The 13,514-nt window shown below is 71.5% G+C and carries 15 protein-coding genes; 6 read left to right on the top strand and 9 right to left on the bottom strand.

Annotation, left to right across the window (positions count from 1 at the left end; translation table 11 throughout):
* Nucleotides 1-66: 66 nt before the first annotated feature.
* The 4 genes from ACGFIW_RS11950 to ACGFIW_RS11965 all read right to left on the bottom strand — a co-directional run bounded on the left by ACGFIW_RS11950 (nucleotide 67) and on the right by ACGFIW_RS11965 (nucleotide 3,842).
* Entirely contained in the window at nucleotides 67-1,020 is a 954-nt protein-coding gene (locus ACGFIW_RS11950) for a carbohydrate kinase (protein ID WP_393313398.1), read from the bottom strand.
* The gene (locus ACGFIW_RS11955; RefSeq protein WP_393313401.1) at nucleotides 1,017-2,282 is read right to left on the bottom strand and encodes an AGE family epimerase/isomerase; all 1,266 of its coding nucleotides are present in this window, start codon (nucleotides 2,280-2,282) and stop codon (nucleotides 1,017-1,019) included. Before ACGFIW_RS11955 ends, ACGFIW_RS11950 begins: the two co-directional genes overlap by 4 nt.
* A gap of 286 nt (nucleotides 2,283-2,568) precedes the next feature.
* On the bottom strand, nucleotides 2,569-2,994 hold the full coding sequence (locus ACGFIW_RS11960; RefSeq protein WP_393313404.1) for a nucleoside deaminase: 426 nt from the start codon (nucleotides 2,992-2,994) through the stop codon (nucleotides 2,569-2,571).
* Entirely contained in the window at nucleotides 2,991-3,842 is an 852-nt protein-coding gene (locus ACGFIW_RS11965; RefSeq protein WP_393313406.1) for a TIGR03619 family F420-dependent LLM class oxidoreductase, read from the bottom strand. The genes ACGFIW_RS11960 and ACGFIW_RS11965 overlap by 4 nt, the downstream gene beginning before the upstream one ends.
* Nucleotides 3,843-4,027: 185 nt before the next feature.
* Between ACGFIW_RS11965 and ACGFIW_RS11970 the strand changes: the two genes are divergently transcribed.
* A complete protein-coding gene (locus tag ACGFIW_RS11970; protein ID WP_393313409.1) occupies nucleotides 4,028-4,888 on the top strand; it encodes an aminoglycoside phosphotransferase family protein in 861 nt (286 codons plus the stop codon).
* A 96-nt stretch (nucleotides 4,889-4,984) separates the two neighbouring features.
* On the top strand, nucleotides 4,985-5,116 hold the full coding sequence (locus ACGFIW_RS11975) for a hypothetical protein (protein WP_393313411.1): 132 nt from the start codon (nucleotides 4,985-4,987) through the stop codon (nucleotides 5,114-5,116).
* Here ACGFIW_RS11975 and ACGFIW_RS11980 read toward each other — a convergent pair.
* The 3 genes from ACGFIW_RS11980 to ACGFIW_RS11990 all read right to left on the bottom strand — a co-directional run bounded on the left by ACGFIW_RS11980 (nucleotide 5,086) and on the right by ACGFIW_RS11990 (nucleotide 7,249).
* Nucleotides 5,086-5,895 (bottom strand): Fpg/Nei family DNA glycosylase, encoded by an 810-nt coding sequence (locus tag ACGFIW_RS11980; RefSeq protein ID WP_393313414.1) that lies wholly within the window; start codon nucleotides 5,893-5,895, stop codon nucleotides 5,086-5,088. The two genes, ACGFIW_RS11975 and ACGFIW_RS11980, sit on opposite strands and share 31 nt — an antisense overlap.
* A gap of 273 nt (nucleotides 5,896-6,168) precedes the next feature.
* Nucleotides 6,169-6,369 (bottom strand): DUF397 domain-containing protein, encoded by a 201-nt coding sequence (locus ACGFIW_RS11985; protein ID WP_393313417.1) that lies wholly within the window; start codon nucleotides 6,367-6,369, stop codon nucleotides 6,169-6,171.
* Nucleotides 6,362-7,249, bottom strand: coding sequence for a helix-turn-helix domain-containing protein (locus ACGFIW_RS11990; RefSeq protein WP_393313419.1), 888 nt, complete (start codon nucleotides 7,247-7,249; stop codon nucleotides 6,362-6,364). The genes ACGFIW_RS11985 and ACGFIW_RS11990 overlap by 8 nt, the downstream gene beginning before the upstream one ends.
* A 392-nt stretch (nucleotides 7,250-7,641) precedes the next feature.
* Here ACGFIW_RS11990 and ACGFIW_RS11995 point away from each other — a divergent pair, with 392 nt between their 5' ends.
* The 4 genes from ACGFIW_RS11995 to rocD all read left to right on the top strand — a co-directional run bounded on the left by ACGFIW_RS11995 (nucleotide 7,642) and on the right by rocD (nucleotide 11,916).
* Entirely contained in the window at nucleotides 7,642-7,962 is a 321-nt protein-coding gene (locus ACGFIW_RS11995) for a hypothetical protein (protein ID WP_393313422.1), read from the top strand.
* A gap of 195 nt (nucleotides 7,963-8,157) precedes the next feature.
* On the top strand, nucleotides 8,158-9,126 hold the full coding sequence (locus tag ACGFIW_RS12000; RefSeq protein ID WP_393313425.1) for a thrombospondin: 969 nt from the start codon (nucleotides 8,158-8,160) through the stop codon (nucleotides 9,124-9,126).
* Between the two features lie 760 nt (nucleotides 9,127-9,886).
* The gene (gene ddaH, locus ACGFIW_RS12005) at nucleotides 9,887-10,702 is read left to right on the top strand and encodes a dimethylargininase (protein WP_393314044.1); all 816 of its coding nucleotides are present in this window, start codon (nucleotides 9,887-9,889) and stop codon (nucleotides 10,700-10,702) included.
* Entirely contained in the window at nucleotides 10,702-11,916 is a 1,215-nt protein-coding gene (gene rocD, locus ACGFIW_RS12010; protein WP_393314047.1) for an ornithine--oxo-acid transaminase, read from the top strand. Before ddaH ends, rocD begins: the two co-directional genes overlap by 1 nt.
* A gap of 107 nt (nucleotides 11,917-12,023) precedes the next feature.
* Here the strand turns inward: rocD and ACGFIW_RS12015 are convergent, their stop codons facing one another.
* Together ACGFIW_RS12015 and ACGFIW_RS12020 are read right to left on the bottom strand one after the other, a co-directional pair.
* Complete coding sequence (locus ACGFIW_RS12015; protein WP_393313428.1) at nucleotides 12,024-13,178, bottom strand: FHA domain-containing protein; 1,155 nt, start codon at nucleotides 13,176-13,178, stop codon at nucleotides 12,024-12,026.
* Nucleotides 13,175-13,468, bottom strand: coding sequence for a 4a-hydroxytetrahydrobiopterin dehydratase (locus tag ACGFIW_RS12020; RefSeq protein WP_393313431.1), 294 nt, complete (start codon nucleotides 13,466-13,468; stop codon nucleotides 13,175-13,177). Before ACGFIW_RS12020 ends, ACGFIW_RS12015 begins: the two co-directional genes overlap by 4 nt.
* Nucleotides 13,469-13,514 lie beyond the last annotated feature (46 nt).

The raw sequence follows: 13,514 nt of genomic DNA on the forward strand, positions 1-13,514 counted from the left end.
CACAAGTCCATGATCGACCCGGCGAGCCTGGGCCGGGCCGGGTGGGGCGGGGGCGGGTCCGGGGTTTTACGGGGTTGGGTTGAGGAGGGGTTGGACCTCTGCTCGGCGGGGTGGGTCCGCGCCTTGGCGGGCGCAGGTCAGCGCGGCCACCGTCGCCGCCTGGCGGAGCACCGAGCCCCACTGCTGCTCGGTCACCGCGGCGAGTCGGTCGGCCGGTCGGTCGCCGAGGGCGTCGAGATCGGCCAGCGCGGCCAACAGACCGCCGGTGAACGAGTCACCCGCCCCGACGGTGTCGACAACTGTGGTGCGTACCGCCGGTTGTTCGTGCAGTGATCCGTTCGGGGCGAGTAGCCAGGCTCCCTCACCACCCCGGGTCACCACGGCGCAGGACACCCCGGCCTCGCACCACTCGGCGAGCACGTCGCCCACCGACCGGTCCGGGTAGAGCCAGGCCAGATCCTCGTCACTCGCCTTCACCACGTTCGCGAGGGGCACCTGGCGGCGTACCCTGGCCTGTTCCGCCGCCCGGTCCGTGACGATGCTGGGCCGCAGGTTGAGGTCGATCGAGACGGTGAGCCCGTCGCGGCGGTGTTCGCGGGCGAGCAGGTCCTCCAGCACCTGGGCCCCGGGTGGCAGCGCGAGCGCGAGGGACCCGGTGTGCAGCGCGGTCGCCGGTGACCCGGCGAGGTCGGGTAGCTCCCGCGGCGTCCACTGCCAGTCCGCCGTGCCGGCCAGCCGGAACTCGTAGCTGGCCTGCCCGCTGGCGTTCAACGTGGCCACCGCCACGGAGGTGGGCTCCGTGGCGCGGACCGCCCAGTCCAGGTCCACCCGGTTGGCGCTCAGGTGCGCGGTGAGTTGCCGACCGTAATCGTCGGTGCCGAGCCGGGCCAGCAGCCGTACCGGCTGGTCGAGCCGGGCCAGGGTGAGCGCAACGTTGGCCGGGGAACCACCCGGCACGGCGCGCTGCCCCTCGGCGGTGACCACCAGGTCGATGAGCGCCTCGCCAGCGACCACGATCATGCGGTCACCTCGCCCGGCGCGAGCGGGCCGGGCCCGCCGAGCCCGGTGGCGGAGCACGACAGCAGCACCGCCTGGTACGCGTGGTAGACGTCCGGCCGGCCGTGCCAGACCGTGTCGGCGGGCAGGTTCCGCGCGTCCAGCTCGTGCCGCCAGCCGGTGCCGTCGATCAGGTAGCGGCGCGCGTACGCCCAGAAGACGCGGTACCAGTCGGCGTAGACGTCGTCGCCGGTGCGGCGGTGCAGGGTGATCGCCGCACCGATGGCCTCGGCGAGCACCCAGTGCATCCGGGAGCGCACCACCGGCCGGTCGTCCCAGTCGATCGTGTAGACGAAGCCGTCGGCGCCGTCGACCGCCCAGCCACGGCGCACGGCGGCGGCGAACAGGGTGCGGGCGTCGGCGTGCAGCCAGCGGGGTGGCTGCGGCAGGACGGCCTCCAACTCCAGCAGCAGCCGGGCCCACTCCAACCAGTGGCCCATCGTCGAGCCGTACGGCCGGAAGGGGTCGGCAGGCTGGTCCCGGTTGTAGTCGAGCAGCGGCGTCCAGTCGGCGGTGAAGTGCTCGGGCAGCCGCCAGTCGTGTCGGGCGGCCTCGGTGTGCACCAGGTGGGTGGCGATCCGCAGGGCGCGGTCGGCCCAGCTCGCGTCGCCGGTGGCGGCGGCAGCGGCGAGGAACGCCTCGACCATGTGCATGCTGCTGTTCGCGCCGCGGTAGTCCTCGGTGACCGTCCAGTCCCGGAGCCACGACTCGCGGACCGCGCCCGCCTCGTCGTCCCAGAACCGGTCCCGCACCACGGTCAGCACGTCGGCGAGCAACTCCTTCGCGCCGGGTCGTCCGGCGCGCGTGGCGCTGGATGCGGCGAGCAGCACGAACGCGTGGTCGTAGCCGGCCTTGTGGTCGTCGACTGGCACGCCCTGCTGGTCCACGGCGCTGAACCAACCGCCGAACCGGTCGTCGTGCAGCAGGGTGCTGAGCGCGGCGATTCCGTGGTCGACGAGGGCGGCGGCGTCCGGATCGCCGTTGCGGTGGGCGAGGGCGGCCACGTGGGTCATCCGGCAGGTGATCCAGGTGTAGACGGCTTCGCCACGGTCCGGGGTGCGGTCGTCGGTCAACCACCAGAAGCCGCCCTCGGGCCGGACCGCGCGGCGGGCCGTGTCGAGCAGGGTGCTGGTCTGGTCGGTGAGGAACCCGTCCAGGTCGGGCAGGTCGGGTGACCCGGGCGGAGCGGGGGTCGTCAGGGCGTCGGATCGGGGCACGTCGGTCATCTCAGCTGGTCACCGTCGGGTAGGAAAGGGACATACGGCCAGGATCGGCGCACGGACCGGGTCGGCGCCGCAAAACCGTCAACGGTACGCCACGAAGCAACCGGCCAGGTCGACCATGCGGCAGGGAGAGCTTTTCCTCCCTTTTGCCCGTTGACATCGTTGTCACTTCTCAACCCTGCTCCGGTGGCCGGCCGACTGTCAATTCCGTCTGCGTCACACCGCACCACCGCCGCAGCAGCCGTCCGGACGTGGTCCAGCAGGTCGGCGACCTCCCCTACCGCTGCGCTCAGTAGTAGTCGTCGATCGGCGCACGCGCCTCGTCGAACAGCGCCGGCCCCTCGTAGCGGACCGGAGGCAGCGGCGGGGTGGCCGGCTTGACCTCCTCGAACTGCTCGCTGGACAGGGCGTACACCACCCGTCCGAGCCCGGAGCGGTCGATCGCTGTCGCGCACATCGGGCAGGGCTGGCAACTGGTGAACATGGTGGTGCCGGCGGCCACCTCGGGAGAGAGTTCCCGAGCGGCCCAGCGGGCCAGCTTGAGTTCCGGATGTGCGGTGATGTCCGCGTCGGAGACCACCGTGTTGTGGTCCTCGATCAGGACGGTGCCGTCCGCCCCGACGAGCAACGAGCCGAACGGCCGTTCGCCGGAGGCTCCGGCCTCGCTGGCAATGGCAACGGCACGGCGGAGAAAGGTCTCGTCCTCGGGGGTCATCGGTCCTCCATGGTCTTGGCGTACGCGGCCACGGCCGCGAGGGTCTGCCAGGCGCGCTCGGGTTGGTGGATCTCGGTGAGGTCGCCGTTGAACGGGTCGAGCACCACCGTCTCCGCGCCGAGCAGCCGGATCTGGTCGAGGTCTGCGGTGATCTGCTCGATGGTGCCCACACCAGCGAGCCGGTCGGGGCCGGTGACCGGGTCGCTGGTCTCCTGGAGTGCGATGCGCGGCATCAGCGCGGGCACGGGGAGGCCCAGGTCGTCGGCGATGGCGGTGAGTCGTCCGGCCGCGTCGGTGAGGTCGCCGAGCGTGAGGCGCAGCGGGTGCCACGCGTCTCCGAGTCGAACGGCGCGGCGCATGCCGGCATCGCTGTTGCCGCCGACCCAGATCGGGATCGCACCCGTGTCGTAGTCGTCGGTGTCCTGCCAGGCGTCGCGCATCGCGCGCAGGTAGTCGTCGGTAAGCGCGCCGCGCCGCTGGAACGGCACACCGAGCGCCTCGAACTCCTGCCGGGCCCAGCCGACGCCGACACCGAGGACGAGCCGGCCGCCGCTGAGCCGGTTGAGGTTCGCCGCCATCCGGGCGGTGAGCAGCGGATGCCGGTACGGGACGATGAGCACTGTGGTGCCCAGCCGGACCCAATGGGTCACCCCGGCCAGCCAGGACAGCGTGGTGAACGGCTCGTAGAACGGTGCCGGATATTGCTGGGCCACGTCCGGGGTCACCGCGATGTGGTCGGAGACCATCAGCAGGTCGAACCCGAGGCCCTCGATCGTCTGTGCCCACCGTCGCAGCACGTCGGGGTCGGTGCCCGGGCCGAAGTTCGGTACGTTCACGCCAATGTGCACGGGCCTACGCTAGCCACTGTGGACCGGCGTGTGAACACCATGATCCCTGCCTGTGCTGACCCTGGGCGCGGATCGGCCGGCAGGTGCGGGCCGCGTACCCTGTCGAGCCCTGCCCGATCGCGGCCCGCGCCGGACGCCGGCCCGGTCCGGCCCGGCGGATGAACGCCCTGCCCCAGGATGGCCGGATGGAGCTACCCGAGGGGCTTGGCTGGGTGGGCGCGGCACCGACCGGCCGGGCCTGGCTCGCTGCCCTCCCGAGCTGGTTGGCGGAGTGCGCCGAACAGTGGTCGCTGCGACTCGGCCCGCCCTTCCCGCAGGCGTACGCCTCGCTGGCGCTCCCGGCGGACCTGCCGGACGGCACGGCGGCGGTGCTGAAACTCCAGTACCCGGACGACGACAGCCGGCACGAGGCCGACGCGCTGACCCACTGGGCTGGCGACGGCGCGATCCGGCTCCTCGCGCACGATCCGGCACGCCGCGCCCTGCTGGTGGAGCGCTGCCGGCCCGGCAGTCCGCTGCACGAGCTGCCGATGGACCGGGCCCTGGACGTGGCGACCGGGCTCCTGCCCCGGCTCTGGCGACCCGCCGGCACGCCGTTCACCCCGCTCGCCGAGGAGGCCGCCGGCTGGATCGACCGGATGCCGAGGGCGTGGGAGCAGGCCGGCCGGCCGTACGAGCGGCGGCTGTTGGACGCGGCGCTCGCCCTGCTCACCGCCCTGGTGTCGAGCCAGGGCGAGCAGGTGCTGGTCAACCAGGACCTGCACGCCGGCAACGTGCTCGCCGCCGACCGGGAGCCGTGGCTGGCGATCGACCCGAAGCCGCTGACCGGCGAACGCGAGTTCTCGGTCGTGTCGATGGTGCGCGGTCCGGAGTTGGGCCACTCGCCGGCCGCTGTCCGGCATCGGCTGCACCGGCTCAGCACCGACCTCGGGCTGGACCGGGAGCGGGTACGGGGTTGGACGATCGGGCACACGCTGGCCTGGAGCGTCGCCAACGACAGCGTCTTTCCGCACCAGATCGAGGTGGTCCGCTGGCTGCTCGACTGATCGATCGATCCGTGCACCCTCCTTGATCACGCTCGATCCAGGATGTAGTGGTCTGCTCGCTCCGCGAGGCCACTACATCCTTGTTCCAGCACGATCATGGGGGCAGGGCGGGCGGTGGCGGTGGCGGTGGCGCTGGTGGCGGCGGTGGTGGCGCTGGTGGCGGCGCTGGTGGTGGCGGCGGTGGCGACGCGGGCGGCTCAGCCGAGCTGGCAGGTGCGGCACCAGTAGAGGTTGCGCCTGGCCAACTCACCACGGCTGACCTCGGTGCCGCAGACGTGGCAGGGTGCGCCGGGACGGCGGTAGACGTACACCTCGCCACCGTGCCGGTCCACCCGCGCGGCCCGGCCCATCGCCTCCGGCAGGTGTGCGTCGCGCACGGTGTCGATCCGGCCGTGCTCGACCGCGAGCCGCATCAGGGCGACCAGGTCGGCCCAGAGCGCGTCCCAGCCTTCCCGCGTGAGCCGGCGGCCGGGCACCGTGGGCGACAGGCCGGCCCGGAACAGCGCCTCGGTCACGAAGATCAGGCCGGTGCCGGCCACCACCGACTGGTCCAGCAGCAGCGCCGCGAGGGGCGTCGGGCTGCGCGAGATCCGGCGGTACGCCCGCTCCGGGTCGGCATCGGCGCGCAACGGATCCGGCCCGAGGCGGGCCCGCAGCGCGGCCACCTCGGGGGGAGTGATCAGCTCACAGGCGGTCGGCCCGCGCAGGTCCAGCCAGTGCCGATCGCTGGCCAGTCGCAGCCGCACCTGGCCGACCGGCTCCGGCGGCTCCCCCGACCCGTCGGTGAACTTCCCATAAAGCCCCAGGTGTACGTGCAGAATCAGCTCGCCGGCATAGTGGTGCAGCAGGTGCTTGCCGTACGCCTCGGTGCCCTTCAGCACCGTCCCGGAGAGGCGGGCGGCACCGTCGGCGAAGCGCCCCTGCGGGCTGGCGGCGTGCACCTTGTCCCCGGCGAACAGCTCGGCGTGCCGGGCCGCCAGGCGGTGGATCGTATGTCCCTCTGGCACGGGTCCCAAGGATAGCCAGCCACACCGCCACGCCGACCGACTCGGGGCACCGCCGGGCCGGGCGACGCCGGGCCGGGCACCGCCACGCCGACCGACTCGGGCGACCCCGGGCTGCGCGACGCCGGGCTGATCGCCCTGGGGGCGCCGCCGGTCGGGCACCGCCGCGCTTGATCGACTCGGCTTTCAGGAAATCGGGGTGTTCTGGTGAGCGGGACACCCCGGTTTTCAGGAAGGCGAGTCGATCACGGCGGGAGGGTGCCCGGGACGGCGTGGTCAGCCCCGGCGCTGCCCCTTGATGCCGTCCACGAACGCGGCCCAGGTGGCCGGGGCGAAGGCCAGCGCGGGACCGGTCGGGTCCTTACTGTCCCGTACGCCCACGACAGCGGGCAGGTTGTCGGCCACCTCGACGCAGTCGCCGCCGCTCCCACCGCTGCGGGTGCTCTTGCGCCAGGTCGCACCGGCAAGGTCAGTCATGATGCTCCTCGATGATCGAAGTGATCATTTTCTCTGATTCTGCCTCACTCGACGCGAGGGCTTCCAGGTCCGACCAGACATGTTCGTAGGCGGCCACCTCGGCCGGCTTGTCCAGATAGAGCGCGCCGGTGATGTTCTCGACGTAGACGGTGGTCGGCTCGGTCGACGCTCTCCCGAACGCCTGTGGGAAATCGAGCAGGACGAAGGTGCCGGTCTCGCTGGCCAACGGCGGACCGGCGACGAGCGGCAGGACCCGCAGACTCACGGTCGGCAGTGCGGCCACGTCGAGCAGGTGTCGTAGCTGCTGGGCCATCGCCCGGCGATCGGGGATGGTGCGCAGCAGCACGGCCTCGCTCAGGACGACCCGCAGGGTGGGCGCGGTGGGCAGCCGGCGCACGAGAATGCTCTGCCGTTGCAGCCGGACTTCCACCAACTTTTCCCGATCCTCCTCGCGCATGGTCGGATTCTTCCGGCGGAACAACTCGCTGGCGTACTCCCGGGTTTGCAGAAGCCCGGGGATCAGTTCCGAGTCATATCGGCGAATCAGAGCCGCGGACGATTCCAGGCCGACGTACAGCGAGAACCACGACGGTACGACGTCGCCGTACGAATGCCACCAGCCACGGGCACGAGTTTCCTTCGCGAGCCCGGCGACGATCTCGCCCATGTCGTCGGGCACCCGATAGAGAGCACACATCACTCGGGCGTCCACCACGCGCACCGGGACCAGCCCCTTCTCGATGCGCCACACCTTCTGCCGTGAGCAGTCGAGCGCTTCGGCTGCGGCGTCCAGCGACACCGAGGCGTCCTCGCGGAGCTGCGTGAGCAGCCGACCGAGCTGCCGTCGAGGGACCGTGGACCCGCTTGTTTCATCCGTCATGCAACATCACCGCGTCCCTCCTGCAACACCGAATGTTTCGCCCTGCACGCATTTCTTTTCCATTCCTCGTGCGTCAATGTTATCTGACGTTAGGACGGCGGTGTGGATTGCACAAGGTGGCCAGCGTGGAACATGCTGTCACGCGTTGGCGCCTCCCCGAAAACTGCTTCGGGAATAGCGTCAGCACAAGGCCGGTGTGACGCTATTCCTCGGAAGGACACCGCGATGCGCGTCTCGTACAACGAATACCTCTTGGTCACCGCGCTGACCTTCGCCCGTCGACATCGGCCGGTGTGGAGTTGGGTGCGCTGGCGCACCGTGTGCCGCTGCGGTGCGGACTTGCCCTGCCGAGCCCGTCACCGCATCCCGATCAACCGCGGCCACTGGCCGACATGACCGGCTGGAAGCCCGGCGACCTGCTGCTGATCGGCGCGGCGTGCTCGGTGCAGTTCGCCGGCGACCGGGCGTTACGCCTTCGGCTGGTCAACGCCGACCCGCGCCCGACGTACCACGGGTGGGTCTGGCTGACGGGCTACGTCCTGGATGACAAGGATCTGGCCGTCGACAAGCGAGAGGTCTTCGTGCAGCAGGCCGGGGTGCGTCTGCTCCGCGCCGCGCCCCCGCCCCCACCCACGCCCCGCAAGTCGACCCGCAAGTCGACCCGGCCCGGCGGTGAACGACTCGGCATCAAGAAAACCGGGCTGTCCCAGTGAGGCGGACCCGCCGACTTCCTGCAAATCGAGTCGATCACCGCGAGCCTCGGACACCGCCCAGCCTCGGTCACGGCCCGACGTGGCGACCCGTACCCGGGATTGGTGTCAGGAAACGCCCAGGTGGGTATTTCAGGGCGGTACCGCGTGGGTGCCATCCCTTCCGACGGCCACCACGCATTTATCAGGAGGTGTGTAGTGGTCAGGATTCCTTCGCTGTCCCGCCGGTCCGAGCCGGCACCGACGCGGGACGAGAACCTCGACGGCCGCGTTGACGGCCGCGACACCCCGGGCGCTGACCGGGCCAGCACAGCGACGACCGACACGGGCCGGTCCGACGAGGTCTCCGGTCGACCGGTGATCACCGACCGGGACGCCGACCAGACGACGTACCGCAGCGCCACCGCGCCCAGCGGGCAGATCGGCGAGGCCGAGCGGCGTGCCGCCGAGCGGGCCGCGGTGGCCCGAGCCGCCACCGCCCGCCCGGTCGACAGCGACCCCCGCACCGCCCGCCCGGTGGCGACCACGACCGGAACGGCCCGCCCGGTCGACGGCGAGACCCGCACCGGAGCCGTGGTGGACACCGAGCCCCGCACCGCTCGCCCGGTGGCGACCGAGACTCGCAGCGCCCGCCCGCTGGACACCGAGACTCACAGCGGCCGCCCGGTGGCGACCGAGACCCGTAGCGGCACCGCCCCGACCGTGGCCCGCACCGCCGAGCGGGACGCCGACCTCGGCAGCACCGCCGGCCGGCCCGACACGACCGACCGCGTCACCACCGACCGACCGGTCGACCCGACCCCGGGCGTGACCACGCCCGAGCCGCCGGCGACGCGCGGTCCGAAGCCGCGGGCCAGCCTGCTCGCCACCCTCGGCCTGATCGTCTCTGTCGCCGGTGCGCTGTTCGTGCTGACCGGCACTCTGGCTGGGTACGGCATCGGGCTTGGCGCCTTCGGCGCGGTGCTCGCGGTGCTCGGCCTGATGGCCACCCGCCGCCGGCACGTCGCCGGCAAGACCGACGCGCTCTTCGGTGTGCTGATCGGGCTGGCCGCGGTGGTGATCGGGGTGCTCGCGATGACCGGGCAGTTCGACTGGCCGACCACGGACGGCGACTGGGTGCAACGCTTCCGCGAGTGGCTTGACTCACAGTTTGTCGACCGTTTCTAGCGGGCACTGTTCCGCTCGCCGGTGATGCACCGGCGACAAGCCGGCGGTTCGCCGGCAGCACGATCTCATCCGGTGGTTCACCGGACGTGCGACACCCTTTCAGGGGCGGCGGTTCGCCGCCCCTGAAGTGTTTTCGGGGCCCGGCAGCGTCCACTGGGATGGGTGGTCCCCTTGGGATGGCTCCGTCCCCTGGGATGGCTCGTCCCCTTGGGACGGCTCGCTGGCCCGACAGCGACCCCGCCTGCCGGCAGCGGACCGGCCACCCCTGGATCGCCTTTGCTCTGCACCCGCCGAGGCGACACTCACAAGCAGCGGACCGGCCACCCCTACGTGCACCTTTGCTCTGCACCCGCGGAGGCGACACTCACAATCTGTAGCTGGCGCTTCCGCGGGTGCAGAGCAAAGGATGGCTAAGGCTCACCCAACAGGAGGATCACCCACCAGGAGGCTCGCCCGCCAGAAGGCTCACCCACCCGCAGCCTCACCCACCCGCAGGCTTACCCACCAGGAGCAGCGGGTGCAGAGCAAAGGTGACCCAGACCCAGCCCTGCGGCGGGGGCCCAGAACCCGAATCCCGGCTCTCGCAAACCCTCGACGCAACGATTCGCAGTCGTAGGCCGGCCAGACGCAACGAATGTTCGGTCTGCGCAACTCTCAGTGGTGGATCCTGCCGCTGGGGCCGCATAGCGTTGAGCAACGGCGCCAGCCCGTGGGCCACGGTGGCCGGGCGCGCCCGACCCTGGGAGCAGGACTAATGACGATGGACGCCACCAGCCAGCGCCTGTTGATGTGCCGGCCGACGTACTTCGCCGTCGACTACGCGATCAACCCCTGGATGGACCCGAGCTCCCCGGTCGACGCCGCGCTCGCCGTCCGGCAGTGGGAGCAACTCCGCCAGACGTACCTTGACCTGGGCCACACCGTCGAGGAGATCACTCCGGTGCCCGGTCTGCCCGACATGGTCTTCGCCGCCAACGGCGGCACCGTCATCGATGGCAAGGCGATGGCCGTGCAGTTCCGCGACCCGCAGCGCGCCGACGAGGCACCGGCCTACCGGGCCTGGTTCGAGGACGCCGGCTTCGAGATGTACGACCCGAAGCACGTCAACGAGGGTGAGGGCGACGTCCTCCTGGCCGGCGACCACCTGCTGGCCGGCACCGGCTTCCGCACGGCGCACTCCTCGCACGCCCAGTTGCAGGAGGTCTTCGGCTACCCGGTGATCACCATGCAACTGGTCGACCCGCGCTTCTACCACCTGGACACCGCGCTGACCGTGCTCGACGAGCGGACCGTGGCGTACCTCCCGGAGGCGTTCTCCCCCGGCAGCCATGCCGTGCTGCGCCGGCTCTTCCCCGACGCGGTGCATGCCAGCATGGCCGACGCCGAGGTGCTGGGGCTGAACGCGGTAAGCGACGGACGGCACGTGGTGCTGCCCGCGCAGGCCACCGACCTGGCCGCCAAGCTGCGCGACCGGGGCTACGAGACCATCGGTGTCGACCTGTCCGAACTACTCAAGGCCGGCGGCGGACCGAAGTGCTGCACGCTGCGACTCCGTCAGGGAAAGGCAAGCCAGTGATCGTGGATGACATCCTGCGGACGCCGGAAGCGGTCCGGGACGCCGAGCGCTGGACAGCGCACAACTACCACCCCCTGCCGGTGGTGATCTCGTCCGCGGAGGGTGCCTGGCTCACCGATGTGGACGGGCGCCGCTACCTGGACTGCCTCGCCGGCTACTCCGCCCTGAACTTCGGCCACCGGCACCCGCAGCTCATCGCCGCCGCGCACGCGCAACTGGACCGGCTCACGCTGACCAGCCGCGCGTTCATCCACGACCAGTTCGCCGACTTCTGCCGGGAGCTGGCCGAGCTGTGCGGCAAGGATCTGGTGCTGCCGATGAACACCGGCGCCGAGGCGGTGGAGACCGGGATCAAGGTGGCCCGCAAGTGGGGCTACCAGGTCAAGGGCGTGCCCGCCGGCCAGGCCAACATCGTGGTCGCCGAGGGCAACTTCCACGGCCGGACCACCACCATCGTGAGCTTCTCCACCGACGAGGACGCCCGCGCCGACTTCGGGCCGTACACCCCGGGTTTCACGGTCGTGCCGTACGGCGACCTGGACGCGCTGACCGCCGCGATCGACGAGAACACGGTGGCCGTGCTGCTGGAGCCGATCCAGGGTGAGCAGGGTGTGGTGGTGCCGCCCGAGGGCTACCTGCCGGGTGTACGCCAGGTCTGCACCGAGCGCAACGTCCTCTTCATCGCCGACGAGATCCAGTCCGGTCTGGGGCGTACCGGCAAGACCTTCGCCTGTGACCACGAGGGCGTCGTGCCCGACATGTACCTGCTCGGCAAGGCGCTCGGCGGCGGCATCATCCCGGTCTCCGCGGTGGCCGCGAACGCCGACGTGCTCGGCGTGCTCAAGCCCGGCCAGCACGGCTCGACCTTCGGCGGCAACCCGCTCGCCTGCGCGGTGGCGATCGAGGTGGTCCGGTTGCTGGCCACCGGCGAGTTCCAGCGCCGCTCGGCCGAACTGGGTGAACGGCTGCGGGCCGGCCTGGAAGGGCTGGTCGGCAAGGGCCTCGTCGGGGTACGCGTCCGCGGGTTGTGGGCCGGTCTGGACATCGACCCGGCGCTGATGAGCGGGCGGGAGGCGTGCGAACGGCTGGCCCAGCGGGGCGTGCTCGCCAAGGACACCCACGGCTCCACCATCCGGCTCGCCCCACCCCTGGTGATCACCGAGGACGAGATCGACCTGGCGGTGTCCAAGCTGGCCGAGGTGCTGGCCGGCTGAGCCGCGCTGGAGACGCAACTACAGGGAAAGTGCTGCCTCGACACCGTCCGAGGCAGCACTTTCCCTGTAGTTGTGCGGATCTTGACCGGCTGCGGCCCGCGGGCCCGTCAGGGGCGGGGCAGGCGCATGGCCATGGTCGGGGCCTCGGCCATCACGGAGGTGGGGGTGAACGGGGCGCCGGTCGGCAACTCCTCCGCGCGGCCGATCTGCACCCCCGGGTACAGCTCCACCATGTCGTTCTCACCGAGCACCCGGGACTGCTGCGGGGCCAGGGGGATACGGTCCGGCTCGGTCATCGAACCGGCCGGACGGATGCCGGAGCCGTTGGTGCTGATGTCGGTCACGATGACTTCGCCGACCCGCAGCTCGAACTGGACGTGACCACGACTGATCCACCGCCGGGCCTCGTCGTTGAGCCACTGGCCGAGCATGATCCCGCCGTCCTGCTCCGGTGCCCGGCCGGCCACGATCGGCTGCTCCTCAGTGAGCACGAACCGTCGCCGAACCAGGCCGCCGACGCGCACGGCGAGCACCTCACTGCGCGGCCGGGGCCCGCCGTCGCCGAGGCGTACGCCGTGGCGGGGGCAGGTCGGCACACCGTTGCGCAGCGCGGGCGGCGGCTGCCCGGCCGGGCTGCGGTCGGCACCCCCGGCCAGGTCGGCGAACGCGCCACCCCCACCGCCACCGCCGAACAGCGCGCAACCCGACTCCGGGCAGCGCCACTGGCGAGCCAGCAGCTTCGCCCCGGTCGGCGAGCGCTTGCCGGCGACCGGCGAGTGCCCGCCACCGACGTGCGCGATGAACACCGGCCCGCCCGCGCCCGGCACCGGGGCGACCACCCGACCGGCCTGCTCGACCAGCCACGGGAACCGCCCACGCAACCCGTCGAAGCGGACCCGGCTGAGCACCGGCAACCCGAGCAGGTCGGCCACCTCCAACATCCGGTCGCCCGGATTGTCGAGCACCTCCACCAGCCCGTCGTCGGCCCAGCGGCGCACCACCATCCGCTCGTTGGAGGTGAGGTCCGCGTCGGAGAGCAGCGCCCGGTGCACGACCGCGTAGACCTGGACGCTGTCCTCCTCCAACTCGCGGGAGAGCGCGTCGATGACCATGCCGAGCCGTAGCAGGCTGGCCGGTCGACCACCGTCGATGTCCTGGTAGCGGATCACCTCGGCCAGGTCGAGCACCGCCCGGGCCAGCGACGGATCGGTGCAGACCCGGCCCTCGATGGCGTCCAACACCTTGCTGATCTCGAATCTCATGCCGCACTCCGGACGATGTCGTCGATCCGCCCGGCCAGCTCGATGTCCCGGTGGGTGACCCCACCGGCCGAGTGCGTGACACAGCGGAAGGTCAGGGTCCGCCATCTGACGTCGATGTCGGGATGGTGGTCAAGCTCCTCGGCCACCGCCGCCACCCGGTCCACCACCGCGATGGCGGCCGGGAAACTGCCGAGCTGGGCTGTCCGAGCGATGCCGGTCGGGTCGCCTGACCAGTCGGGCAACCGGCCCAGCTCTTCTCGCACCGCGTCCGCGGTGAGCAGGTCTGCCATGAGCAGACCCTACCGGTGGCGCGGCCGACGAGCCGGACGCGCCACC

The organism is Micromonospora sp. NPDC048935, assembly GCF_043197875.1.
GTDB lineage: Bacteria > Actinomycetota > Actinomycetes > Mycobacteriales > Micromonosporaceae > Micromonospora.

Coding starts and splice junctions, on each gene's coding strand:
- ACGFIW_RS11950 (WP_393313398.1), bottom strand. CDS start 1,020: ATGATCGTGGTCGCTGGCGAGGCGCTCATCGACCTGGTGGTCACCGCC.
- ACGFIW_RS11955 (WP_393313401.1), bottom strand. CDS start 2,282: ATGACCGACGTGCCCCGATCCGACGCCCTGACGACCCCCGCTCCGCCC.
- ACGFIW_RS11960 (WP_393313404.1), bottom strand. CDS start 2,994: ATGACCCCCGAGGACGAGACCTTTCTCCGCCGTGCCGTTGCCATTGCC.
- ACGFIW_RS11970 (WP_393313409.1), top strand. CDS start 4,028: ATGGAGCTACCCGAGGGGCTTGGCTGGGTGGGCGCGGCACCGACCGGC.
- ACGFIW_RS11975 (WP_393313411.1), top strand. CDS start 4,985: ATGGGGGCAGGGCGGGCGGTGGCGGTGGCGGTGGCGCTGGTGGCGGCG.
- ACGFIW_RS11985 (WP_393313417.1), bottom strand. CDS start 6,369: ATGACTGACCTTGCCGGTGCGACCTGGCGCAAGAGCACCCGCAGCGGT.
- ACGFIW_RS11990 (WP_393313419.1), bottom strand. CDS start 7,249: ATGACGGATGAAACAAGCGGGTCCACGGTCCCTCGACGGCAGCTCGGT.
- ACGFIW_RS11995 (WP_393313422.1), top strand. CDS start 7,642: ATGACCGGCTGGAAGCCCGGCGACCTGCTGCTGATCGGCGCGGCGTGC.
- ddaH (WP_393314044.1), top strand. CDS start 9,887: ATGGACGCCACCAGCCAGCGCCTGTTGATGTGCCGGCCGACGTACTTC.
- ACGFIW_RS12015 (WP_393313428.1), bottom strand. CDS start 13,178: ATGAGATTCGAGATCAGCAAGGTGTTGGACGCCATCGAGGGCCGGGTC.
- ACGFIW_RS12020 (WP_393313431.1), bottom strand. CDS start 13,468: ATGGCAGACCTGCTCACCGCGGACGCGGTGCGAGAAGAGCTGGGCCGG.